Origin of the sequence: Gordonia sp. SMJS1, assembly GCF_029866425.1 — a bacterium.
Taxonomy (GTDB): Bacteria; Actinomycetota; Actinomycetes; order Mycobacteriales; family Mycobacteriaceae; genus Gordonia; species Gordonia hongkongensis.
This window is the reverse complement of the sequence record NZ_CP123381.1, coordinates 847,494-870,230: the sequence shown is the minus strand read 5'-3', so window position 1 is coordinate 870,230 and position 22,737 is coordinate 847,494. Positions and strand designations below refer to the sequence as shown.

General features: G+C 66.3%; 19 protein-coding genes. 11 read left to right on the top strand and 8 right to left on the bottom strand.

Features of this window, described 5'->3' with window-relative positions:
• Positions 1–40: 40 nt before the first annotated feature.
• From QAD21_RS04055 to QAD21_RS04025, 7 genes are all read left to right on the top strand, one after another.
• Complete coding sequence (locus tag QAD21_RS04055; protein WP_068970495.1) at positions 41–856, top strand: enoyl-CoA hydratase-related protein; 816 nt, start codon at positions 41–43, stop codon at positions 854–856.
• On the top strand, positions 853–2,001 hold the full coding sequence (locus tag QAD21_RS04050; protein ID WP_068970504.1) for an acyl-CoA dehydrogenase family protein: 1,149 nt from the start codon (positions 853–855) through the stop codon (positions 1,999–2,001). The genes QAD21_RS04055 and QAD21_RS04050 overlap by 4 nt, the downstream gene beginning before the upstream one ends.
• Positions 1,998–3,086 carry an acyl-CoA dehydrogenase family protein gene (locus tag QAD21_RS04045; RefSeq protein WP_068970494.1) on the top strand — a complete coding sequence of 363 codons (1,089 nt, stop codon included), beginning with the start codon at positions 1,998–2,000 and terminating at the stop codon, positions 3,084–3,086. Before QAD21_RS04050 ends, QAD21_RS04045 begins: the two co-directional genes overlap by 4 nt.
• 222 nt (positions 3,087–3,308) lie before the next feature.
• Positions 3,309–7,022, top strand: a complete 3,714-nt coding sequence (locus QAD21_RS04040; protein WP_139115458.1) for a P-loop NTPase fold protein — start codon at positions 3,309–3,311, stop codon at positions 7,020–7,022.
• A gap of 262 nt (positions 7,023–7,284) precedes the next feature.
• Positions 7,285–9,024, top strand: coding sequence for a 3-oxosteroid 1-dehydrogenase (gene kstD / locus QAD21_RS04035; RefSeq protein WP_068970492.1), 1,740 nt, complete (start codon positions 7,285–7,287; stop codon positions 9,022–9,024).
• A gap of 4 nt (positions 9,025–9,028) precedes the next feature.
• Positions 9,029–9,892: a MaoC/PaaZ C-terminal domain-containing protein gene (locus tag QAD21_RS04030; protein ID WP_280360554.1), complete on the top strand. Its 864-nt coding sequence runs from the start codon at positions 9,029–9,031 to the stop codon at positions 9,890–9,892.
• Positions 9,893–10,017: 125 nt separating this feature from the next.
• Entirely contained in the window at positions 10,018–10,449 is a 432-nt protein-coding gene (locus QAD21_RS04025; RefSeq protein ID WP_058251180.1) for a hypothetical protein, read from the top strand.
• Between the two features lie 52 nt (positions 10,450–10,501).
• On the opposite strand, the gene QAD21_RS04020 is transcribed toward QAD21_RS04025, so the two are convergent.
• Positions 10,502–10,699: a hypothetical protein gene (locus QAD21_RS04020; protein WP_065629132.1), complete on the bottom strand. Its 198-nt coding sequence runs from the start codon at positions 10,697–10,699 to the stop codon at positions 10,502–10,504.
• A gap of 219 nt (positions 10,700–10,918) precedes the next feature.
• Between QAD21_RS04020 and QAD21_RS04015 the strand changes: the two genes are divergently transcribed.
• Together QAD21_RS04015 and QAD21_RS04010 are read left to right on the top strand one after the other, a co-directional pair.
• Positions 10,919–12,577: an MFS transporter gene (locus tag QAD21_RS04015; protein WP_205333422.1), complete on the top strand. Its 1,659-nt coding sequence runs from the start codon at positions 10,919–10,921 to the stop codon at positions 12,575–12,577.
• Between the two features lie 13 nt (positions 12,578–12,590).
• On the top strand, positions 12,591–13,886 hold the full coding sequence (locus QAD21_RS04010) for an SLC13 family permease (protein WP_205333421.1): 1,296 nt from the start codon (positions 12,591–12,593) through the stop codon (positions 13,884–13,886).
• A 34-nt stretch (positions 13,887–13,920) separates the two neighbouring features.
• Here the strand turns inward: QAD21_RS04010 and QAD21_RS04005 are convergent, their stop codons facing one another.
• Complete coding sequence (locus QAD21_RS04005) at positions 13,921–14,748, bottom strand: MerR family transcriptional regulator (RefSeq protein WP_205333420.1); 828 nt, start codon at positions 14,746–14,748, stop codon at positions 13,921–13,923.
• Positions 14,749–14,872: 124 nt separating this feature from the next.
• On the opposite strand from QAD21_RS04005, the gene QAD21_RS04000 reads away from it, so the two are divergent.
• Complete coding sequence (locus tag QAD21_RS04000; RefSeq protein ID WP_065629130.1) at positions 14,873–15,217, top strand: nuclear transport factor 2 family protein; 345 nt, start codon at positions 14,873–14,875, stop codon at positions 15,215–15,217.
• 184 nt (positions 15,218–15,401) lie between these two features.
• Positions 15,402–16,046 carry a LysE family translocator gene (locus QAD21_RS03995; protein ID WP_205333419.1) on the top strand — a complete coding sequence of 215 codons (645 nt, stop codon included), beginning with the start codon at positions 15,402–15,404 and terminating at the stop codon, positions 16,044–16,046.
• Here the strand turns inward: QAD21_RS03995 and QAD21_RS03990 are convergent, their stop codons facing one another.
• The 6 genes from QAD21_RS03990 to QAD21_RS03965 form a co-directional block, all read right to left on the bottom strand.
• On the bottom strand, positions 16,047–17,681 hold the full coding sequence (locus tag QAD21_RS03990; protein ID WP_205333418.1) for an AMP-binding protein: 1,635 nt from the start codon (positions 17,679–17,681) through the stop codon (positions 16,047–16,049).
• A gap of 64 nt (positions 17,682–17,745) precedes the next feature.
• Complete coding sequence (locus QAD21_RS03985) at positions 17,746–18,918, bottom strand: lipid-transfer protein (protein ID WP_205333417.1); 1,173 nt, start codon at positions 18,916–18,918, stop codon at positions 17,746–17,748.
• A complete protein-coding gene (locus tag QAD21_RS03980; RefSeq protein WP_240198815.1) occupies positions 18,918–19,373 on the bottom strand; it encodes a MaoC family dehydratase in 456 nt (151 codons plus the stop codon). Before QAD21_RS03980 ends, QAD21_RS03985 begins: the two co-directional genes overlap by 1 nt.
• Positions 19,370–20,431 (bottom strand): OB-fold domain-containing protein, encoded by a 1,062-nt coding sequence (locus QAD21_RS03975; protein WP_205333416.1) that lies wholly within the window; start codon positions 20,429–20,431, stop codon positions 19,370–19,372. The genes QAD21_RS03980 and QAD21_RS03975 overlap by 4 nt, the downstream gene beginning before the upstream one ends.
• Positions 20,428–21,591 (bottom strand): acyl-CoA dehydrogenase family protein, encoded by a 1,164-nt coding sequence (locus tag QAD21_RS03970; protein WP_068970485.1) that lies wholly within the window; start codon positions 21,589–21,591, stop codon positions 20,428–20,430. The genes QAD21_RS03975 and QAD21_RS03970 overlap by 4 nt, the downstream gene beginning before the upstream one ends.
• The gene (locus QAD21_RS03965) at positions 21,581–22,735 is read right to left on the bottom strand and encodes an acyl-CoA dehydrogenase family protein (protein ID WP_165630575.1); all 1,155 of its coding nucleotides are present in this window, start codon (positions 22,733–22,735) and stop codon (positions 21,581–21,583) included. The genes QAD21_RS03970 and QAD21_RS03965 overlap by 11 nt, the downstream gene beginning before the upstream one ends.
• Positions 22,736–22,737: the final 2 nt, after the last annotated feature.

Genomic DNA, 22,737 nt, shown 5'->3' with positions numbered 1-22,737 from the left:
TCGGTGATGACGTGAGCACCGGGCGACTACGGTTCTCGTCATGAGTTCCGAGTCCCCGAATCCCGTCTCGCCGGACACCGACGACACCGGCGAGGCCGTCCTGACCTCCTTCGACGACGGCGTGGGAAGGCTGACGCTCAACAACCCACGACGCAAGAACGCCATCACCCTCGAGATGGCCGCGGCGATCGAGGAGTTCTGCGACCGGGTCACTGCGGACGGCAACATCGGCGCGGTCGTCGTCGATGCGGCCGGTTCGTACTTCTGCAGCGGAGCGGACACGCGGATCCTCGCCGGCGCCTCGGCCGACCCCGCGGCGCCCGAGTCGGTGGCACAGCTGTCCGCGGTGTACCGCGCGTTCGTGCGGGTCGGCTCGCTGCCGGTGCCGACGGTGGGAGTGGTCATCGGCGGGGCCGTCGGGGCGGGCCTCAACCTCGCACTCGCCGTCGATCTGCTCATCACCACACCAGACTCCGTTCTCGACAGCGGATTCCTCGCTCGCGGCATCCACCCCGGGGGTGGGCACCTCACCCTGCTGAACCGCGCTGTGGGCCGGGCGAACACCATCGCCCTCGCGGTATGCGGACAGTCGCTGTCCGGCGCGGAGGCCGTCGAGCGCGGCCTGGCATACGCAGCGGCGCCGGTGTCGGAGATCCCCCCGATGGTCGACGGCCTCACCGGGCCCGCCGCACGCGACCCCGAGCTGACACGCCGCGTGATGGCGAGCGTCCGACTCGAGCTCGGACCGCCCGCGGTGACGTGGGACTCGGCGATCGAGATCGAACGCGGAACCCAGATGTGGTCGATGGCACGCAAGGGGCAGAACTGGTCGTCCCGCGGTCCCGGCCGGTCATGAGCCAGGAAGCCGTGGACGTTTCCGACGACGTCCTGCGCGCCCTGCGGTCCGAGGTGCGTGAGTTCCTTCGGACCGAACTCGACGAGGGTGCTTTCCGTCCCGACGTCGACAGCTGGATGACGGGTTTCGACCCCGCCTTCAGCCGACGCCTCGGCGAGCATGGCTGGCTGGGGATGACCATGCCCGTCGAATACGGCGGCCAGGGGCGCACGGCCGTCGAGCGTTTCGTGGTCACCGAAGAACTCCTGGCGCACGGTGCACCGGTCGCCGCACACTGGATCGCCGACCGCCAGATGGCCCCCGGCGTCCTCGCCAACGGGACGCAGGTACAGAAGCAGCGCTACATTCCGCAGATCTCAGCGGGCACGATGTTCTTCGCGATCGGGATGAGTGAGCCCGATGCCGGCTCCGACCTGGCGGCGGTCCGCACCCGAGCCACCGACAACGGGGACTCGTGGACGATCAGCGGCACCAAGGTCTGGACGACCGGCGCGCACATAGCGCACGCAATGGTGCTGCTCGCCCGCACCGATGGCACACCCGACGACCGACAGCAGGGACTCTCGCAGTTGGTCGTCGACCTCCCCCACCCGGACATCGAGATCCGTCCACTCGCGAGCATCGACGGCGAGGCGCACTTCAACGAGGTGATCTTCCACGATGCCGTCGTCGACTCCTCGGCCCTGCTCGGTGTGCGCGGCGAAGGTTGGCGACAGGTGATGAGCGAGTTGGCCTTCGAGCGTTCGGGACCCGAACGCTATCTCAGTACACTGCCGCTGCTGCGTGCCTGGACCGACGTGCTCCGCCAGCACGGTGCGACGCCGCACCAGCGAAAAATCCTGGGCGAACTGACTGCACAGGCCTGGGGATTGCGTCAGATGTCGTTGCAGGTGGCGCGTGACCTGGCGGCCGGCGGCAAACCCGACGTGCTCGCGGCGATGGTCAAGGACCTGGGTTCGACCTTCGAAGGCGATCTGGTGTCCGCGATCCGAGATGTCTCGGGCATGAGGCCACGTCGGACCGGCGGCACCGCCTTCGAGCGCGTGCTGACTCAATCCGTCCTGCAAACACCGGCTTTCACTCTGCGTGGGGGTACCAATGAGATCTTGCGCGGCATCGTCGCGCGCGGACTGGGGATGCGATGACCGATCTGGCAGCAGAACTCGCCGCCGCGACGGCCGCCATGGTCGCACGGTTTCCCGTCGACCTGCGGACCCCGGCCACCGAACCCGACCCCACATTGTGGAAGGCACTCGTCGACGCCGGGTTCACCGCTCTCGACGTCCCGGAGGCGGCCGGCGGTCAGGGCGCCGACCTCGCCGACGCTCTCGCCGTCCTCGACACGCTCACCGAGGCCGGCGCGGTCACCCCGTATGTCGAACACGCATTGCTGGCGGCGTGGGTCGCGGGACGCGTCGATCACTCGCTCGACGGGCTGAGTGCGACCGTCGCGGTCGTCGACGAGGCGGCCGTCCGAGGTGACGGAGAGCGAATTCGACTCAGCGGCATCGCGATCGGAGTCCCGTACGCCGCTTCGGCCGACGTCATCGTGATCCTGGCCTCGACCACCGACGATGCGGTGATCGCGGTGGTCGACGGCCGCGGACCGGGGGCACGCATCGAGCCCGGCACTGACCTGATGGGGTCGGACTGCAGCGACATCGTCTTCGACGACGCCGAGGTCACGTTCTCCGCCCCGTCGCCGGTCACGGTCGACGATCTCCGCACGCGTGGGGCGCTCGTCTACGCGGTCGCCTTGGCAGCCGCAGCGCGGGCAGTCCGCGAACGCACGGTCCGGTATGCCGCCGAGCGGGTCCAGTTCGGCCGGCCGTTGACGAAGTTCCAGGCCATCCAACAGAGGCTCGCGCACATGGCCGCGCAGAGCACGATGATGGAGACCGCCGCCCGAGCGGCGACCGACGCGGCGTCGGAAGACATCGTTACGGCCCGCGACGCGATCGCCGCCGCGAAGATCGTCACGTCGCGGTCCGCGCACGAGGTCGCGGCCGCCGCCCATCAGATCCACGGCGCCATCGGGTTCACCGCCGAGCACGCGCTGGGGCGCTTCACCACCGCGTTGTGGACGTGGCGCGACCGGTACGGGACCGAGCACGAATGGTCGGAGGAGTTGGCGGCGCGCATCCTCGACGACGGCCTCGACCCCTGGCACATCATCACCGGCGCGTCGACTGATGACGTCGCCCCTTCTGCAGGACCCGCCGGCAGCTGAGCCCCAACTTCCTTTCGGGCGCCGAGCCGGCCGAGCCCTTCACCTGTCAGTTAAGAACCCTGTCGGGACTGTTATGGGGTAGTCAAACGGGCATTCCACGAGTTGCACGGATCGACTGGTTTCTGGCCTCGTGACAGCCAGCGACGTGCGCCCACCAGAGCACACCCGCTGAGCAAATTCCCAATGACTCCGGTTGTCAGTCGCTCCGTCCATACTTAGACGATGTTGAACCGACACCGCACGCAACATTCCGCGGAAGAAGCAGGAGTCTCCGCGGATTCACCGCCTGGCTCCTCGATCGAGTTGAGATCGCTAGCCCCTGAGTATCTCGAAACACAGCACGCGACCTACGTGCGCCATCTCGAGTCCGCGATTGTAGATCCGAGAAATAGAAACATCGCACTGACGGGCCGGTACGGTTCCGGGAAGTCAAGTATCCTCGATCGCTTCGTCGAGCAGCAGCATAAGGCGAACAAGAAGACGTTGCGCGTGAGCATCAACACCCTCGGCCCAGATGACGACGACGACCTCACGAACCGGATTCAGAAGGAACTAGTAAAACAACTAGTTTACCGCGCACAGCCCGGTCAGATTCGTCGGTCTCGTTTCGCACGCCGGCGGACTCTGACTTGGAAGAACACTCTCGCAGAAGCTGTTTGCGCTAGTGCTGTACTCGTTGGCCTGCTTTGGCTGTTTGGAGTTCGACCAGTTCAAAATGCACTGGGTCCCGATAGCTCTGTTCTGTCATTTCTCGCCTTTTTCATCTTGGTTACTCTTACCGCGTGGGCGGGCCGCTGGATTGTCGGTAACCGTCTAGTCTCCCAGTTCTCGACGGGCGGTACCTCGATCTCGTTCGAAGAGCGCACAGACTCTTTCTTCGATGAATATCTAGATGAAATCATGGCATTCTTCGAGGCTACCAGGCCGGACCTTGTGCTGTTTGAGGACTTGGATCGTTTTGATGATCCTCGTATATTTGACTCGTTGCGTGAACTTAATACCCTGATCAATGCGTCCGCCCACTGGGCAGACCGTATGCACCCACTCCAGTTTATCTATGCAATAAAAGATAGCCTTTTCGAGAAGCTCGGTGAAGATCTAGGCGACGCCAAACCGCCTGTAGCCGAGAACCCATCAACGAATGGACAAAACTCGCTCGCAGACTCACCCGTCGCGACTAAAGTCGATACAGCAAAAGAAGCAGTAGAGCGCGCCAATAGAACCAAATTTTTCGAAGTGGTAGTCCCAGTAGTTCCATTCCTATCGCACAATAACGCGCGAGATCTGTTGCAGATAGAAATCGATGCCAGACAACTCCCTAGAGATTCGCAGATTTCTCGTGGATTGCTTGACCTCGTCGCGCGGCATACCACCGACATGCGCCTAATGAAAAACATTTGTAACGAATTCGTGGTGTTCGCCCAGCGTCTTCTGTGGATTGACTCGCCAGCTCCAGGTTTGACCCAAGACACTCTGTTTAGCCTTGTGGTGTACAAGAACTTTCACTTGGCGGATTTTGAGCGATTAGCACATCGCGAGAGTGCTTTGGACTCGCTTGATAACGAGCGAGATTTACTGGTTGCACATGCCGTTAAGCAACTTCAAGAAGAAAAGCAGGAACTACTGAGCGGTGAACGCCTCCGTCGAGATCAAGCGCAGATAGCTGCGCTACTCGGTAAACGACTCCTCCTGCTATACCAAGATACAGGTAGTTCAATCGCTTCCTTGGCAGTCGGCAATGAAACCCTAAACGCAGACGTAATCCATCAAGCATCATTCTGGTCCAAAGTGGCCAAGAACCGCCAACTCAGCGTCACGTTACGTCACAAGTCTGGCCATGCGGACAATCCAACATTTGGACAGGAAGATCTGAACCAGCTATTTTCAGAGGCACTGGACGTCCGCCTCTGGCAAGGTCCCGATAGCGAGGAGACGTCGGCTAAGGTGGCTGAACTCAATAGTGAAATTGCTGCGATTCGTGGTGCAGACTACGCATCCCTCGCGACAGAGAACCGTTTCACTCTGGGCGGGAGAACCTTCAATGCGGCTGTCAACGAAGTTCTTGAGTCGGAGCTTGCCCGTGACCTGGTGCGTGGCGGTTTTGTTAATCGATACTACGCGGAATACTCGGCTGCTTTTTATGGTGCGTTTATTGGTGTTGACGTCGCGAACTTTTTCCGCAACAGTGTATGGCCAAACAAAATGAAACCGGATTTTCAATTTTCAGCGCGTAGCGCAATTGAAAACGTAATTGAGCAAGCGCCCGCGGATTTTACCCGCTCCCGCAGCTGTCTTAACATTCAAATCGTGGACTACATGCTACGGGAATCGACCAGCAAGGCGCAGGAAGTGGTGCGCTTTCTAGTTTCCGATTTTGGCCCGGATGCGCAAGATTTCTTGAAAGCTTTTCTACGAGAAGAAGCGACCTGTAAGTCAGAGCTGGTCAAACTTTTATCTGACCTACCCTGGCGGGAGTTGTTCGATCGCCTGGCTTTAGATGAATATGTCCTCGATGAGGGAACCAGGACTTCTTTGCTAGATGCGGCTCTGTTAAGCGCAAGGGCTGACCATTCCTACGACCTCAGCGAACAGACTCGCGCGCTAATAGTCGAACGACACACGAAGTTTGAGGCGCTGACCATAGAGCAGAAAGCGGACACGGCTCGGACTATTTTCGAACTTGTTAGTAGAGCGGGACTTCTCGCCCCTTCGCTGCGCCCATTGTCCGCTTCAATGCGCCCACTATTTGCTGAGCGCGGTGCGTACGAACTCACAGCAGACAACCTACGTATAGCCATTGGTCTCCCTGACGAGGAGCCAATCGCCTTGGAACAAGTTCGCAATCATGCGCCCACTTGGGAACGGTGCAAGAACGACTTCGGCGCATACTTGGACACTGTTGGTCAAGACAGCTCAACTATCTACGCAGTACAGACACCGTCTGTACTGATTGAAGTCGTCTCCGAAGAGTGCGAGTCCTGGTCCAGCGATCAAATCAAGGGGTTGCTCGAGCGGAGTGCTCCCGCAGCAAGTTTGAGCGACATCACTCAAGTTCCGCAGGAGGTGTGGCCAGTATTCGTTACGACACGCCGCGTAGTACCCAGTGCAGTCAATCTTCATGCCTATGCAACTGTCCACGGTGTGGACGAGAGTTTATCCAACCTGCTCATGGTTGAGTCTGGGGTCCAAGTTGAGATAGCTGCAGTGGAAGACGCGGAACCGACTACCGTCAGAGAATTGATGGTGAGCATTCTCAACGCGTCCTCCGTTCTTGGGTCGCGTGACCGCGTCAATCTCGCGCTCCAGCTCTCCACTGGGGCCGTTGAGGTCAGCGAACTCGAACCATCCGGCGATGACCTGCTGGCTGACTTACTTGAATCCGAGCTCGTACCCGACACGGCGGAGAGCTTCAAGCACTTCGTATCTGCAGGATGGAACGCAGTATCTAGGGCGTTCGCGACCTCTGCAGCGGCGCCAGATTTCATCTCACCTGAGCTTGTTGGCGGCCACGTAGCAACCCTGCTGAGGGACCCGCACGTCCCCAGGAAGATCAAGGCTCAAGTAGTAGGAGAGCTGTCAGCATACCCAGACTCAAGCGATGTGCAGACGCTCCGCGAGGCCGCGTCCTTCGCATATACCAACAAGGTGCCGTTACCGCTCTCGCAGCTCGAGTTGATCGCTCCTCACGTAACCGACCCAGAACACTTGATGTGGCAGATAGCGACCACGGCCGATGGTCTCGATGGGACGGCCATTGTTGGCCTCCTCCGAGTGATGGGAGGCGACTACTCTGGCTTCGGCGGTCCGCCTGGACACCAGTTTGACGTGCCGGTTACTGAGTCGACCAAAGAGGTTCTGAATCAGATCCGAGGTGCTGGTCTCGTTGAACTTCCTCGTGGTGGTGCCCGGAACCGCAGACGAGTCACGCTGGCGTAAACACGACTTCTTCTCCTCCGCCAATTGTGTGGTCGTACGTAGGCGAGACCACGCCCCGGGCCACTTTGAGGTGTGTTCAATCGACCTCTCTCGCAAGAGGGAAACCTACAAGCAGTGGGATCCGCGCCGCCCCGACCAGCAACTCGTCCCTGCGCCACATGGACAGATCTGCACCTGCGGCCCCTACCCCTGGCGCCCCATTTCTGAAACGTGTTCTAATTCAGGTAGAACACGTTCCAGCTGCGCGCACGAAGGGGACCCCATGGCCGGCTCGACCGAACCAGAACAGACCAGTACCCAACCCGAGACCCCTGGACCCGAGACCTTCGACGTCGTCGTCGTCGGGGCCGGAGCTGCGGGCCTGAGCGCGGCGATCACCGCAGCTCAGAAGGGCTTGTCGACGGTCCTGATCGAGAAATCGCCGTACTGGGGCGGCTCGACGTCGCGCTCGGGGGGCGGGGTCTGGATCCCGAACAACTCGGTCCTCCGCCGCGACGGCGTGACCGACACCCCGGACAAGGCCCGCGAGTACGTCCACGCGATCATCGGCGAACACGCGCCCGCCGACCGCATCGACGCCTACATCGACCGCGGACCCGAGGCGCTGGACTTCCTGATGGCGCACGCCCCCCTCGACCTCGAGTGGGTCAAGAACTACTCCGACTACTACCCGGAGGCGCCCGGCGGCCGGCTCGCCGGACGGTCGATCGAGCCGCGCCCGTTCGACGCGCGCCGCCTCGGTGACGACCTGAAGACGCTGCACCCGCAGTACACCAAGGCGCCGCTGAACATGGTCGTGCTGCAGTCGGACTACCGCTGGCTCAACACCGGCCTGCGGCACTGGCGCGGCCCGCTGCGAATGGCGAAGGTCGGCAGCCGGTTCTTCTGGGCACGCAGCCGCGGCAAGAAGCTGATCGCCATGGGTGCCGCCCTCGCGGCCGAGCTCCTCCTCGGTGTCCGCGAGGCAGGCGTCCCGATCCGGTTGAACACCGGCCTGGCCGACCTCATCACCGAAGACGGTCGCGTCGTCGGCGTGATCGCCGAATCCGACGGCAAGCGCGTCGAGATCCGGGCCCGCCACGGCGTGATCCTCGCCTGCGGCGGATTCGAACACAACGACGAGATGCGCAAGAAGTATCAGCGCGACCCGATCGGCTCCGAGTGGACCACCGGCGCCCCCAGCAACACCGGCGACGGCATCAACGCCGGCCTCAAGATCGGCGCCGCGGTGTCGCTCATGGACGACGCCTGGTGGGGTCCGACGATCCCGCTGCCGCGCGGTCCGTGGTTCGCGCTGTCGGAGCGGGCGGTACCGGGCACCTTCATGGTGAACACGCGCGGGCAGCGCTACATGAACGAGTCGCTGCCGTATGTCGAAGCGGTACACCAGATGTACGGCGGCGAGTTCGGCCAGGGCGAGGGCCCCGGCGAGAACGTGCCGTCGTGGCTCATCTTCGACCAGCGGTGCCGAAACCGCTACCTCTTCGCCGGGATCAACGCGCGACAGCCGTTGCCCAAGAAGTGGTTCGAGTCGGGCGTCGTCGTGAAGGCCGACAGCATCAGCGAACTCGCCGACAAGATCGGCGTCCCGGCCGACGCGCTCACCGCGACCACCGAGCGGTTCAACGGCTTTGCCCGCAAGGGTGTCGACGAAGACTTCGGCCGTGGCACAAGCGGTTACGACCACTACTACGGCGACATCACCAACAAGCCCAACCCGAGCCTCGGCGAGGTCAGCAAGGGTCCGTTCTACGCGGTCAAGATGGTCCCGGGCGATCTCGGCACCAAGGGCGGGATCAACGCCGACGCCTCGGGTCGGGCACTGCGGGCCGACGGCTCCGTCATCGAGGGTCTCTACGCGGCGGGCAACACCAGCGCGCCGGTCATGGGGCACACGTACGCCGGCCCGGGCGCGACGATCGGTCCGGCCATGGTCTTCGGATACCTGGCCGCCACCGACATCGCCGCCAAGGCCGCCACCCCGACATCGACAGGAGCCTGACCCGATGCCCATCGACCTCTCCGTCGCCCTCGGTACCGAACTGCCCGAGGTGAGCTTCGAATGGTCGGCGTCCGACGCCGCCCTCTACAACCTTGCGGTGGGTGCCGCAGCGGACCCGATGGACACCACCGGGCTCGAGTACATCCACGACGCGACGCCGAAGGTGCTGCCCACCTTCGCCACCGTGGCCGCCGGGTTCCACACCACCGAACCCCCGAAGGTCTCGTTCCCCGGCATCGACATCGACCTCGCCAAGGTCGTCCACGGCAGCCAGCAGGTGACCGCCTACCGGCCGCTGCCGGCCGCCGGCAAGGCGACCACCCGCACCCGGATCGCCGAGATCCAGGACAAGGGGTCGGCCGCAGTGATCGTGCAGGAGTCGGTGACCACCGACGACGGCGGGCAGACCCTCTGGACGTCCCGCTCGTCGATCTTCGCGAAGGGCGAGGGCGGCTTCGGCGGCGAACGCGGTTCGTCGGCCAAGGTCGACTATCCCGACCGTGCGCCGGATCATCGCCTCACCGTTGCGACGCTCCCCCAGCAGGCATTGCTCTACCGCTTGTGCGGAGACCGCAACCCGCTGCACTCCGACCCCGAATTCGCCTCCCGCGCGGGCTTTCCCCGGCCCATCCTGCACGGCCTGTGCACGTACGGCACGGTCTGCCGCGTGATCGTCGACGCGGTCCTCGACGGCGACGTGACCGCGGTCGCCGACTACTCGGCGTCGTTCGCGGGCGTGGTGCTCCCGGGCGAGACCCTCGCGGTCGAGGTCTGGGAGGACGGCTCCCGGTTGCTGGCCACCGCGACCGTCGTCGAACGCGACGGCGCGAAGGCCCTCGGCAATGTGGTCTGCGAACGTCGCCAGTAGTACCGACGCCGCGGCGGCTCGGGCGCAGCAGCCCCGAGCCGCTGTCTGGTGGGGCCAGTACGCTACACACGCGGACCGCGAGGCGGCCCGCAGGTTCCACGTCGCATATCCCCGAGGAGACGCCCATGAGCGATTCGCTGACGCCCCTACTCGCCGACAACCGCAGTGCACTGGTGACCGACCTCGTCGGTGTCATCGACGCCGAGGTGGCCGACCAGTCGGGTCTGAGCGGCGCCGCTGTGAAGACCGCCTACTCCGCGGTGCAGAAGGTGAAGCCCGGTGTTGTGCGCAGCGCCACCGATCAGATGGCCGAGGACTTCCTGAAGGCGCTGGCGCCGTTCTGGGACTCCAAGCCTGCCGGTGTCGCCTTCGGCGATCACCTCTCGGCCAACGGAGATGCCGCGGCCGAGGCCCTGCTGTCGGTGACCGACCAGCAGGCCGAGACCGCCAAGCCCGCACTCGCGAAGGCGTACAACTCGCTGCGCGGCAAGGGGAAGAAGTACGTGATCGCGGCACTGCCGCGTCTGGGTGCCGCCATCGAGCGGCACGCCGCCTAGCAGTCGGCGCGCGCGTCGTCGGCGGTCGCACCGACCTCCCCAGAGGGTCGGGTCAGACCGCTGACGACGCGATGGCCACGAGTGCCACGACGACGCCGATGAGTGCGGCGAGCATCGACAGCACACGCCACACATGGACGCGGGCGGGCGAGATCTCGGTCCCGTTCGGGGCGACGTCGGGCGATGCGGCCGCGGTCGCGGCAGCGGGAGTAGCAGCGGCGGGGGTTCGTGCGATTCGGGGTGAGGCCATGACCTGTCACCACTTTCGGTTGTCCGGGGCCAACGGGGACCGGCGCGGTCTCGCGTTCGCCCGGTATCGATACTGCAGTGATAAATGTGTCACAAGTTACTCGAGTAGCGTCGGCGCCCACATAGCGTGTCGCGATAACGAAACCGCAACACCGCGGTGGCGGCGAACGTGCCGACCGAACCGGTTCCGCATGCCGACCCCGAAAGCGCAGGACGCCGAATGAGATTACCGTCCGCCATCCGCCTCGACGCCCGGTCCGCCTGGCTTGTCCTCGTCGCCTGCCTGTCGGTCAGCATGGTCGTGGCCGCCATGGCCGCCCTCAACACGGCCCTGCCCGACATCGCGATCGACACCGGCGCCGACGCCGGTCAGATGACCTGGATCGTCGACGGTTACACCCTGGCGCTCGCGGCGCTCCTGCTCCCGGCGGGCGCGATCGGCGATCGGCTGGGGCGCCGTGAGGTACTGATCGCCGGCCTTCTCCTCTTCGGCATCGCCTCGCTGGTGGCGATCTGGGTGGACGGCCCGACCCAGCTGATCCTGGCCCGGTGCTTCGCCGGCGCCGCTGCGGCGCTGATCATGCCCACCACGTTGTCCCTCATCACGTCCGGGATGCCGGAAGGTCAACGCGCGGTCGGGATCAGCATCTGGTCGGCGATCGCCGGCGGCGGCGCCATCGCCGGCTTCCTGGTCACCGGGCTTCTCCTGGAGTTCTTCTCCTGGCACTCGATCTTCATCACCTTCGCCGCGGCGTCAGCCGTCGCGGCCGCGCTGTGCCTGACGATCGGCACCTCCAAGGACAGCGACCCCGGTCGCTTCGACATCCCGGGGACCGTCTGTTCGGTCCTGGCCATCACCGGCGTCGTCCTCGGTCTGCTCGAGGCACCTCATCGGGGCTGGGCGGATCCCGTTGTCCTGATCTGCATCGTGGGCGGCGTCCTGCTCGCGGGCGGGTTCGTCGCCGTGGAACTGCGTTCGACGTCGCCGCTGTTCGACGTCCGGTTGCTCGGCAACCGCGCCTTCGGGTCCGGGGCGCTGTCGGTCGCGGTCCAGTTCCTCGCCTCGTTCGGCATGTTCTACCTGCTGCTGCAGTTGCTGCAGCTGGTCTTCGATTACACCCCGCTGCAGTCGGCGGTCGCGCTGATGCCGTTCGTGGCCGGCGTCGGCCTCACCACGCTCATCGCGAACTGGCTTGCCGTACGACTGGATTCGCTCAAGTTCGTCATCGCCGCCGGCGCCCTGCTGTCCGGCGTCGGGCTGATCCTCCTCGGATCGTTCCGGTACGAGACGTATTGGACGCTCGCCGGCGTGGTCGCATTGATAGCGGTCGGGATCGGTCTGGCGTCGGCGCCCGCCACGACGGCCATCATGTCCAACACCCCGCTCGACAACCAGGGCGTCGGCTCGGCCGTGAACGACACCGCCCGGGAGATCGGCGCGGCGATCGGTATCGCGATCGCGGGCAGCATCGTCGCCGCGGGATACCAGTCGCGCATCGGCGAGACCGCACAACTGGCCCGCGATCAACTGACCGCCGCCGGTGAGCAGCGCATCGCCGCCGGCGACACCGCCGGCGGCCAGGCCATGGTCGCCCAGGCCGACCAGGCCGGGACGCTGATCGAGCGATCCCTCGCCGAGGCGACGGTCGTCGTGGACCGGTTGTCCGGTCAGGCCGCATCGCTCGCGGAGAAGATCGCCGACGGCAGTCAAGAGGCGTTCTACGTGCCGTTCGAGTACGCCTGCCTCGTCCTGGGCGGGATCATGCTCGTCAGTTCGGTCGCGCTGCTGTGGCTCACGCCGCGACGCATCGTCGAGGTGCCGCCGACCATCGAGTCCGACCCCGACCAGGACCGCGACGACACCTACGCCCGCGACTGAGTAGCCTGTCCCGGTGGTACTCACCGCGGACAGCATCGCCGGCACCCTGGTCGGAGTCGCCGCCCTGCTCGTGGTGATCGTCGCGACCGTTGTCGCCCAGCGTGTTCCGGCCGTTGTGGTGGCCGCACCGGTCGCCGCGCTGCTCCTCGCGCTCGGCCTGGCCGACGTCGAGCAGGCCGCCGACGATATCGCCACGATGGCGCCGACCATCGGCTTCCTGGCCGCGATGCTGGTGATCGCCGACGCCTGTGCCCGCGCCGGGGTCTTCACCTGGATCGGCGCCCTCCTGGCCCGGTGGAGTCGGGCCTCGCCACATCGGTTGTTGCGCATCGTCTTCCTGGCCGCGGCGACGACGACCGCGGTCCTCAGTATCGACACTACGATCGTCCTGCTGACGCCTGTCGCCGTCGCCACCGCACGGCGGATCGGCGCGCCGGTGACCCCGGTCGCGTTCGCGAACGCACACCTGGCCAACACCGCGTCGACCCTCATGCCGGTGTCGAACCTGACCAACCTCCTGGCGTTCACCGCGACCGGGCTGACCTTCCTCGGCTTCACCGGCGTCATGCTGGCACCCTGGATCGCCGCGATCGTCGTCGAATACCTCATCTTCCGGATGTACTTCGCCGACTCGCTCGCGCGCGCTGCCCCGGCAGCCGATTCGATCGCCGGCGATCCGGCTCCGGTGGATGCTCCGCCCCGCCCCACCCTCATGCTGGTGATGCTCGGCTTGCTGCTGCTCTCCTTCGTCGTGACCGAACCGCTGGGCGTCCCGTTGGCCGCGGTGGCCGGCGTGGGCGCGGTCGCCTTCACGGTGCCGCGGTTGCTCGACGCACCGCTGCCCACTGTGCAGGAGACGCTGCAGGCCCTGAACATCCCGTTCCTCGGATTCGTCGCCGTGCTCGGTGTCGTCATCCTCCCGGTGCGAACCGGCCCGATCGGCGACTGGATCGGCAACCTCATCCCGGATGACTCATCACTCCTCGCGCTGTTCGCGGTCGCCGCGCTGGCCGCGGTCCTCGCCAACCTGGTGAACAACCTGCCCGCCACCCTGCTGCTCATCCCGCTCGTCGCCCACGAACCCGGCCTGGTCCTGGCGATGCTCCTCGGCGTCAACCTCGGACCCAACCTCGCCTACTTCGGGTCGCTGGCCAACCTGCTGTGGCGCGACATCATGCACCGCGACGGCTCCGGCGGGGGCACGGGCGCCCCGACCTCGCGCGAGTACCTACGCCTCGGCGCACTCACCGTTCCTGCCACGCTCGTCGTCGCGGTGTTCGCACTGTGGGGCGTGCTGCGGCTGACCTGACGCGCCGCCTGCGGCCCCCGGTGTCGGGCTGATGTCATTCCGACGGTGTGCTCGTGCCGAGGATCGGCCAGCAGATCTCGGTGGTGGTGAACGCGGTCGGATCGGCGATCGTGCCGCCGAGGTAGTGCTCGCGGATCGGGCCCTGACGGCTGATCAGGTGCTCGTTCGCGAATGTGCCCAGGGCCCCGTAGCTGCGGTCGATGCCGTCGTGACCGCCGGAGTGGGCGAGCACCGCGTACTCGGCCGCCGGCAGAACCTCGGCACGGACACCTTCCGGAGGGGTGGCGGATGGCGGTGCGGGGACGAACATGGTTGCCTCGCCGCGTGTTTCGAGAAACAGGGCGCGGTCGTAGAGACCCCCGGGCACGACCGACACCGGCGCGCCGGCCGCCGTGGCGACCGCGTCCCGCAGCGTGCTCAGCGTCACCGCGAACCAGTCGTCGATCTCCGCGGTGTCGATGGTGCCGCCGACGGACCACACGGCAAGCGCGGGTTCGTGACGCACCGCGATCGACGCGGGGGTGCGTACCGGCGAGAGTAATTCGCGCAGGGCGCCGACGCTGTCCCGAGTCTGCTGGAGCTGCGCCTCCATCTGCTCGAGATGAGTCGTGATGATCTCGGTGCGAGTCGCGGCGTCGACGGCACTCAGCAGCGCCTTGATGTCGGGAATGGACATGCCCAGAGAGCGGAACCGGCGGATGATGTGCGCGTGGTCGACCTGGCCGGTGTCGTAGAAGCGATAGCCCGTGTCGGAGTCAACCTGGACCGGTTCGAGAATGCCGATGTCGTGGTAGTGCCGTAACGCCTTCCGGCTCAGGCCGGTCATCACCGCGAAGTCACCGATCGAGACCCGTGCCCCCATGTGCGTGCTCTTCGGTGATCCGGTGTGCCAGGTGAGAACATCGTGCAACCTTCCCCCGGGGCAAGGTCAACACTGCAGCATGCTGGGTTGACCCTCCCCTTGGGGGAAGCCCCACGGTGGGGTCATGAACACAGAATGGGATGCACTCCCCGACACGATCAGGACTTTCATGACCGCGCTCGACGCGCGGGACGACGACCAGGCGCTCGCCATGTTCACCGCCGATGCGGTGGTGACCGACGAGGGCCACGACCACGCGGGACGCGACGAGATCAGCGCCTGGCTGGCCGCCTCGGTCAGCGGCAGTGAGTACACCTACACGTCCGAGTTCACCGGCGCGACCGCGACCGGCGACACCGTCGACGTCGGACAACATCTGCAGGGCGACTTCCCCGGAGGCGTTGCCGATCTGCACTACCGATTCGTTCTCGACGGCGCCCTGATCAGCCGGCTGGTGATCGAGCCGTGACCCGACGATGGTTCATCACCGGGGGGACACCGGGCGGCTTCGGGGTGGCATTCGCCGCGGCGGCGTCCAGAAACGAATTCCCCGTTCCAGGCGTAGTCATCCGGGCGCCCCGCGGGCCCTCGACAGTCCGCGGGCCACCGCCCCCGGCGCGCTCGCCCGCGCCCCGGTTCCTACCATGACCTTCATGCTCGCCGCGCTCTTGTCCTTCATCGTCACCGCGACGCTGATCGTGCTGCTGCCGGGTCCGGACACCCTGGTGGTCCTGCGCGGAGTGGTCCGCGGTGGACGCGGCGAAGCCTTCCGGACCGCCGCCGGCATCGTGTGCGGACTGATGGTCTGGGTCACCGCCGCGGTCCTGGGCCTGTCGGCATTGCTGCAGGCCAGCGAGACCGGTTACGAGATCCTCAAGATCGTCGGGGCCGGCTACCTCGTGTGGATGGGTATCAGCTCGGTCCGCGCGCTGCTGCGCGCCGCACCTGATCTCGCGGCATCGCAGGACGCGGTCGAGCCGCCCGCGGGCCAGAGGGCGGGAGTGCTGTTCTCCGGTTTCACCGCCGGCCTGCTCACCAACATCCTCAACCCGAAGATCGGCATCCTGTTCATCAGTCTCTTGCCAGGCTTCGTGCCGGACGGCTACTCGACGGGATGGACGACCCTAGGGTTGGGGGCCATCTACATCGCGCTGACCGCCGCGTACTTCACCGTGCTGGTGGGCGCCGCGGGCCGTATCGCCGGATGGCTGCAGAGCGCACGAATCCGCCGTCGCGTCGAAGCGATCGGCGGAGTCGCGTTGATCGGGCTCGGAGTGCGCCTGGCACTCGAGGGCTGATCAGACCGGGGCGGCCTCGTTCGCTGCGGCCGCGGCCTTGGCCCAGCGGTAGTCGGCCTTGCCGGCCGGGGTCCGCTTGACCTCGTCGACGAAGACGACCGTGCGGGGCACCTTGTAGCGGGCGAGGGTCTCCCGGCAGTGGTCCTGGATCTCCTCCAACGAGGGCTCGTCGACCCCGTCGGCGACGTTGACCACCGCCGCGACCCGCTGGCCGTACTTCTCGTCGGGAACCGGGACGACGAGTGCGTCGGCGATCGCCGGATGCGCGTGCAGCACCGCCTCGACCTCCTCGGCGTAGACCTTCTCGCCGCCGGTGTTGATGCACTGCGAACCACGTCCGAGGAACACGATCGAACCGTCGGCCTCCACGGTGCCCATGTCGCCCAGGATCGAGATCCGGGTGCCGTCGGCCAGCGTCGGAAAGGTCTTCGCCGTCTTCTCCTCGTCCTTGTAGTAGCCGAGCGGGACGTTGCCGATGCGCGCGATGTAACCGACCTCGCCCGAGCCGGGCTCGATCTTGTTGTGCCGTTCGTCGACGACCATCATCCGGTCCGTCGGCGGGACCTTCAGATTCCCGTTCTCGTCCATCATGATCTCGCCGTCGTTACCCGACTCCGAGGCGCCGAAGTTGTCGCGCAGCACCAGATCCGGTTTCACCGCGAGCATCCGGTCCCGCACGTGCTGAGACCAGATCGCGCCGCCGGAGGTGATCGAGAACATCGACGACAGATCGACGGAGTCCTTCCGCTTCTCGAGCTCCTCGACGAGCGGCATGCCCATGGCGTCGCCGACGATGAGGACGATGTTGACCTTCTCCTTCTCGATCTCGGTCACGATCGCCTCGGGGTCGAAGTCGCGCTGGATGACCAGCCGGCCACCGAGGGTGAAGAACGTGAACAACGAGTACGACGCCGCGCCGTGCATGAGCGGCGCCGCGAGCAGGAACGCGATGGGCGGAAAATCCTTGACCGCCGTGCCGATCTCCGCGAGATCCTTGCGGGCCTCGCCGTACGGGTTGCCCCCCGACAGCGGCTTGCGGAAGAAGTCGTCGTGCTGCCACATGACGCCCTTCGGGTACCCGGTGGTGCCGCCGGTGTAGAGCAGGTAGAGCTCTTCGCCGTTGCGCGGCTCGAAGTCCCGGCCGTCGGGCTTGGACTCCGCGTCGGCGAACGACACGATCTCCACGACGCGCCCGTCGGGCAGGTCGGCGACCGCCGCACGGAGTTCCTCGACGATGTCCCCGAGGACGAACACCGTTCGCACGGTGGGGGTCTCGGCGAGCAGCGCGGCGACGCTGCGCTGGTGCTCCGGCAGTTCGACGATGATCGCGCGGGAGTCGGAGTTGTCGAAGATGTACTGCAGTTCGGCGTTGGTGTAGCGGTAGTTCACGTTGACCGGGACCGCGCGCACCTTCAGCAGCCCCAGCAGACTCGTCACGTGGCCGATGCTGTTCTTCAGGAACAGCGCGACGTTGTCGAACGCACCGATCCCCGCGCCGGCGAACAGATGTGCCACCTGGTTGGAGAGGGTGTCGAGTTCGGCGTAGCTGATCTGGCGGCCCTGGTAGCTGAGCGCGATCCGCTCGGGCACCGAGTCGGCGACGGTCTCGAAGACATCGGCGAGGTTGAACTTCATCGTGCGCGCTCCTTGGTTCTACGGAGTGAATTGGTGGAGAAAAAGTGCATCGGATAGTCAGCTGTCATGCGGTCAGCACCAATCCGCTTGTGGGAACGCCGGTCCCGGCGGTCACGACGACCTTCTCGGCCGCCTCGACCTGGTTGACCGAGGTCCCGCGGATCTGCCGGACCCCTTCGGCGATCCCGTTCATGCCGTGGATGTAGGCCTCGCCCAGCTGGCCGCCGTGCGTGTTCAGCGGCAACCGGCCACCCACCTCGAGGGCACCCGGTTCCCGGACGAAGTCCTTGGCCTCGCCCCGACCGCAGAATCCCAGCTCCTCGAGCTGCAGGAGTGTGTACGGGGTGAAGTGGTCGTAGAGGATCGCCATGTCCATGTCGTCGGGGTTCAGACCCGACTGCGACCACAGCTGCCGGCCGACGAGCCCCATCTCCGGCAGACCGGCGAGCTCGTCCCGGTAATAGCTGGTCATGATGTACTGGTCGGCAGCACTGCCGGCCGCGGCGGCCGCGATCACGGCGGGCTTGTGCGGCAGGTCTTTCGCGCGTTCCGGGGACACGATCACCAGCGCGACACCGCCGTCGGATTCCTGGCAGCAGTCGAGGAGGTGCAACGGCTCGGCGATGTACCGCGAGTTCTGGTGGTCTTCCAGGGTGATCGGCTTGTCGTAGAAGAACGCGTCCGGGTTCACCGCCGCGTGTTTGCGGTCGACGACGGCGATCCGCCCGAAATCCTCACTGGTGGCGCCGAAGTCGTGCATGTAGCGCTGCGCGATCATCGCGACGAACGCGGCCGGTGTCGACAACCCGTGCGGGTAGGTGAAGGCGTTCTCGGTGCCCGAGGAGTTCTCTTGGTTCGCCACCGCCGAATTGACCTGCCCGAAGCGCAGTCCCGACCGTTCGTTGAACGCGCGATATGCCACCACGACGTCGGCGACACCCGTGGCCACCGCCATCGCGGCCTGCTGCACCGTGGCACACGCCGCACCACCGCCGTAGTGAATGCGCGAGAAGTAGGTCAGGTCCCCGATCCCCACGGCCCGGGCGACGGAGATCTCGCTGTTGGTGTCCATCGTGAACGTGACGAGACCGTCGACGTCGGCGGGTGTGAGACCGGCGTCGGCGATCGCCGCCGACACCGACTCCGCGGCGAGTCGTAGTTCGCTGCGTCCGGAATCCTTGGAGAACTCGGTGGCGCCGATGCCGGCGATGACCGCCTGACCGGACAGTGATCCCATCAGAGTCCCTCCCCTCGACCCGCGGGCGAACCGACCGTGTCGGGTTCGGTCGCACCGATCGTCAGCGTGACGGTCGAGATGACGTGCTTGCCCAGCGAATTCGTCCCGGTCACGGCGACGGTGATGACCCCGGCGTCGACCGCGGTGACCTCGCCGGTGAAGGCGACCGTGTCGTAGGCGTACCAGGGCACACCGAGTTTCAGCGCGATGGAGCGGATTCGGGCGGTCGGGCCAGCCCAATCGGTCACGAACCGCTCGACCAGCCCGGTGTCGGTGAGGATGTTGACGAAGATGTCCTTGGACCCCTTCGCCTGCGCGAGATCGCGATCATGATGCACGTCCTGGAAGTCGCGTGTGGCGAGCGCGGTCGCCACGACGAACGTCGGGGTCGCCTCGATCGTCAACGCCGGCAGCGTCGTTCCGACGGCAGCGGGGTCGGTGGCAACGCTCGTCATGCGGGATCCCCTTCGGTAGGCACGGCCGGCTCCCACGCGTGCAGGGTCCAGGCCGGGGTCCCGGCCTCGTCATCGGCCGGAAAATCCAGATAGGTGGCGCGCACCGGCATGCCGATGGCCACCTCCTCGGGTTCGACGCCCCGGAGCTCACCGAGCATACGGATTCCCTCGTCGAGTTCGACGAGGGCCACGACGAACGGCAACCGCCGCCCGGGCACCTTCGGCGCTCGATGCACGACATAGCTGTAGACGGTGCCGGTACCGGCCGCGACCACGTAATCCGTTGGCGGGACGGTTCCGTCGGCCTCGCGCGGCTTCCAGGTCGCCGGGACCGGCGGATGCCGCAGTGCACCGTCGCCGTCGCGCTGGATGCGCAACTCGTGGGCGGCGACGCCCTCCCAGAAGAAGGCGGTGTCCCTCGACGCGCTCGGCTTGAGCAAGCGAGCCGGGTCGAGATCGTCGGGCACCCCGGCGTCGGAAACCGGCTCGGCGGCAGCGCGTGCGGCGGGGCGGAACTTCAGGATGCGGAACCGCATCTCGGCGACGACCTCACGCGCCCCGTCGTCTCCGCCGACCGACCAGACGTTGCGGGTGGTGAAGAACCAGCCCTCGCCGAGCGCGGTGTTCTTCGGCCCGACGACCTCGACGAGTTCGGCCGACAGCGCGACCTCCTCGCCCGGGCGGGTGTAGCGGTGATAGACGGTGTCGCAGTTGGTCGCCACCACCGAGGTGAAGCCGGCCTCGTCGAAGAGTTCGCTCGCGCGACCCAGCGGATCGTCCGCGGTCCGCACCCCGTGAAGGCCGCGCATCGTCCACACCTGCGCCATCGCGGGCGGCGCGACGATGCCGGGATGGCCGGCGTCCCGGGCCGCCGCGTCGTCGGTGTAGACGGGGTTCGTGTCGCCCATCGCCTCGACCCAGTTGTTGATCATGGGCTGATTGATCGGGTCCCGCCCGGCGACCGGTACGCTCGGTCCGGCGTCGATGATCTCCTGCGCGGCGGCTCGGATCGCCTCGTCTCCGGCGACGCCGTCGCGGGCGAGCTCGGGCGCGCTCACCGCTTGGCCCGCGGGAGTCCGAGGCCGGCGGTCGCGATCATGTCGCGCATGACCTCGTTGACGCCACCGCCGAACGTGATGACGACGTGACGCTTCTCCTGGACGTCGAGCCAGTTCACCAGCGCCGCGGTCTCCGGATCGGCGAAATCGCCGTAGCGCCCGATGATCTCGTCGACCATCCGGCAGACGGTCTGGATGCGTTCGGTCGAGAACACCTTGGTGGCCGCCGCGTCGGCCATCGAGATGGCCTCACCTGTCGCGGCCACCTGCCAGTTGAGCAACTCGTTGATGCGGCCGTAGGCGTCGATGGTCGCGAGCGCGCGACGGACGTCGGGATGCTTGGCGATGACCGTCCCGTCGGGGCCCGGCCGCTGCGCCCAGGCACGCACCCGGGCCGCGAGTCCGTCGATACGACCGGCGGGGCCGAGCATGACGCGCTCGTGATTGAGCTGGGTGGTGATCAGCTTCCACCCGCCCCCCTCCTCGCCGACCCGCATCGACACCGGAACCCGAACATCCTGGTAGTAGGTGGCATTCACGTGGTGCGCGCCGTCGGCGGTGATGATCGGCGTCCACGTGAAACCGGGGTCGGAGGTGTCGACGATGAGGATCGAGATGCCCTTGTGCTTGGGAGCATCCCGATCGGTGCGGACGGCGAGCCAGATGTAGTCGGCGTCGTGACCGCCGGTCGTGAAGATCTTCTGGCCGTTGACCACATAGTGGTCGCCGTCGCGGACGGCGGTGGTGGTCAACGACGCCAGGTCGGTGCCGGCCTCGGGTTCGGTGTACCCGATGGCGAAGTGCACATCACCGGCCAGGATCGCGGGCAGGAACTTCTGCCTCTGCTCCTCGGTGCCGTGGACCTGCAGCGTCGGCCCGACGGTCTGCAACGTCACCGCCGGCAGCGGGACGTCGGCGCGCACGGCTTCGTTGGTGAAGATCTGCTGTTCGATCTCACCGAAACCCTTGCCGCCGAACTCCGTCGGCCAGCCGACGCCCAGCCAGCCGTCGTCACCCATCCGCTTGATGACCTTGCGGTAGGTCGGGCCGTGGCGTTCGGTCAGCATCACCGCTGCCTCGTCGGCAGTGACGAGGTCGGCGAAGTACTCGCGCAGTTCCGCGCGCAGCGCGCGCTGTTCGGGGGTGAGATCAATGAACATCGGGCACCTCTGCGATACGGGTGTCGTCGGCGGGGACGTCGGTGATGTCGGCGAGCTCGTCGAGCCGCACGTGCGCTCCGCCCACCAGACGCGCGAGGTCTTTGGTGAGCGAGAAGTAGCGGTGAAGCGGATAGGTGATGTCGACGCCGATGCCGCCGTGCAGGTGGGTCATCGTCCGCGTGGTCGGTGGGACCTCCTCGGCCAGCCAGTAGGCGGCGATCGCGAGATCGGTTGCGGCGTCCAGACCTTCGGACAACCGCCAGGCCGCCGAGGTGGTCGCGAGTTCCATCGACCGGCCGACGACGTAGATGTCGGCGAGCTGCTGGCCCACCGCCTGGAACAAGGCGATCGGCTTGCCGAACTGCTCGCGCGTGGAGACGTGGTCGGCGGTCAGTCGGGTGGCGCCGGCGACCAGGCCGTCGGCGTAGGCGCACAGCGCCAGGCGGTAGCGATCACGGAGGATCGCGAGGTCGCGGACCACGATGTCGGCGTCGTCGACGGGTACGTCGTCGAAGGCCACCGTGTACTCGCCCCAGCCGCTCGAGGTCGGCGTGCGCGTGATGGTGACCCCGTCGGCGGCGGGCGAGACGGCGACGACACCGGCATCGGCGGCCACCAGGAACAGCGAGGCACCGTCGGCGTGCAGGACGCCGACCTTCGTGCCGGTGAGCCGCCCGTCACGGACCGAGGTCCGCGGATGCGCCGTCAGGGCGTCGCCGTGTTCGCCGATCGCCACCGACACCCAACTGCCGCCGGTGAGCGAACCCCCGAACCGCGCCCACACCGATCCCTCGCCGTCGTGGGCGGCGGCCCTGGCGAACACGAGCGCCGCGGTCAGCGATCCGAGCGCCGGCGTCACCGCCGCGGCCCGGCCCATCCGGCGGAACAACGGGAGCAGACCCGACTCGTCGACCTCGTCACCGTCGAGCGAGGCCGGAAGGGGCAGGGCGAGCAGTCCGGCGTCGACGAGCGCCTGCCAGCCATCGGCCTCGAACCCGCCGCGGGTCGCCTCCTGCTCGGCCGCTGCCGTCCCACCGGAATGACGCCCACCGAACGTCGACTCCCAGTCGGGCTGTCGTCGCGCGAACACGTCCTCGGCGACGTCGCGAACCGCGATCGCCGTGCCGTCCAGGGCAAAGTCCACCC

Excerpts from the sequence above, each read along its gene's own strand:
- QAD21_RS03980 (WP_240198815.1), bottom strand. The coding sequence starts at position 19,373 with ATGACGAGCGTTGCCACCGACCCCGCTGCCGTCGGAACGACGCTGCCG.
- QAD21_RS03990 (WP_205333418.1), bottom strand. The coding sequence starts at position 17,681 with ATGAAGTTCAACCTCGCCGATGTCTTCGAGACCGTCGCCGACTCGGTG.
- QAD21_RS04005 (WP_205333420.1), bottom strand. The coding sequence starts at position 14,748 with ATGGGGGCACGGGTCTCGATCGGTGACTTCGCGGTGATGACCGGCCTG.
- QAD21_RS04030 (WP_280360554.1), top strand. The coding sequence starts at position 9,029 with ATGCCCATCGACCTCTCCGTCGCCCTCGGTACCGAACTGCCCGAGGTG.
- QAD21_RS04015 (WP_205333422.1), top strand. The coding sequence starts at position 10,919 with ATGAGATTACCGTCCGCCATCCGCCTCGACGCCCGGTCCGCCTGGCTT.
- QAD21_RS04055 (WP_068970495.1), top strand. The coding sequence starts at position 41 with ATGAGTTCCGAGTCCCCGAATCCCGTCTCGCCGGACACCGACGACACC.
- QAD21_RS04050 (WP_068970504.1), top strand. The coding sequence starts at position 853 with ATGAGCCAGGAAGCCGTGGACGTTTCCGACGACGTCCTGCGCGCCCTG.
- kstD (WP_068970492.1), top strand. The coding sequence starts at position 7,285 with ATGGCCGGCTCGACCGAACCAGAACAGACCAGTACCCAACCCGAGACC.
- QAD21_RS04040 (WP_139115458.1), top strand. The coding sequence starts at position 3,309 with ATGTTGAACCGACACCGCACGCAACATTCCGCGGAAGAAGCAGGAGTC.
- QAD21_RS04000 (WP_065629130.1), top strand. The coding sequence starts at position 14,873 with ATGAACACAGAATGGGATGCACTCCCCGACACGATCAGGACTTTCATG.
- QAD21_RS04020 (WP_065629132.1), bottom strand. The coding sequence starts at position 10,699 with ATGGCCTCACCCCGAATCGCACGAACCCCCGCCGCTGCTACTCCCGCT.
- QAD21_RS04045 (WP_068970494.1), top strand. The coding sequence starts at position 1,998 with ATGACCGATCTGGCAGCAGAACTCGCCGCCGCGACGGCCGCCATGGTC.
- QAD21_RS03995 (WP_205333419.1), top strand. The coding sequence starts at position 15,402 with ATGCTCGCCGCGCTCTTGTCCTTCATCGTCACCGCGACGCTGATCGTG.
- QAD21_RS04025 (WP_058251180.1), top strand. The coding sequence starts at position 10,018 with ATGAGCGATTCGCTGACGCCCCTACTCGCCGACAACCGCAGTGCACTG.
- QAD21_RS03970 (WP_068970485.1), bottom strand. The coding sequence starts at position 21,591 with ATGTTCATTGATCTCACCCCCGAACAGCGCGCGCTGCGCGCGGAACTG.
- QAD21_RS03985 (WP_205333417.1), bottom strand. The coding sequence starts at position 18,918 with ATGGGATCACTGTCCGGTCAGGCGGTCATCGCCGGCATCGGCGCCACC.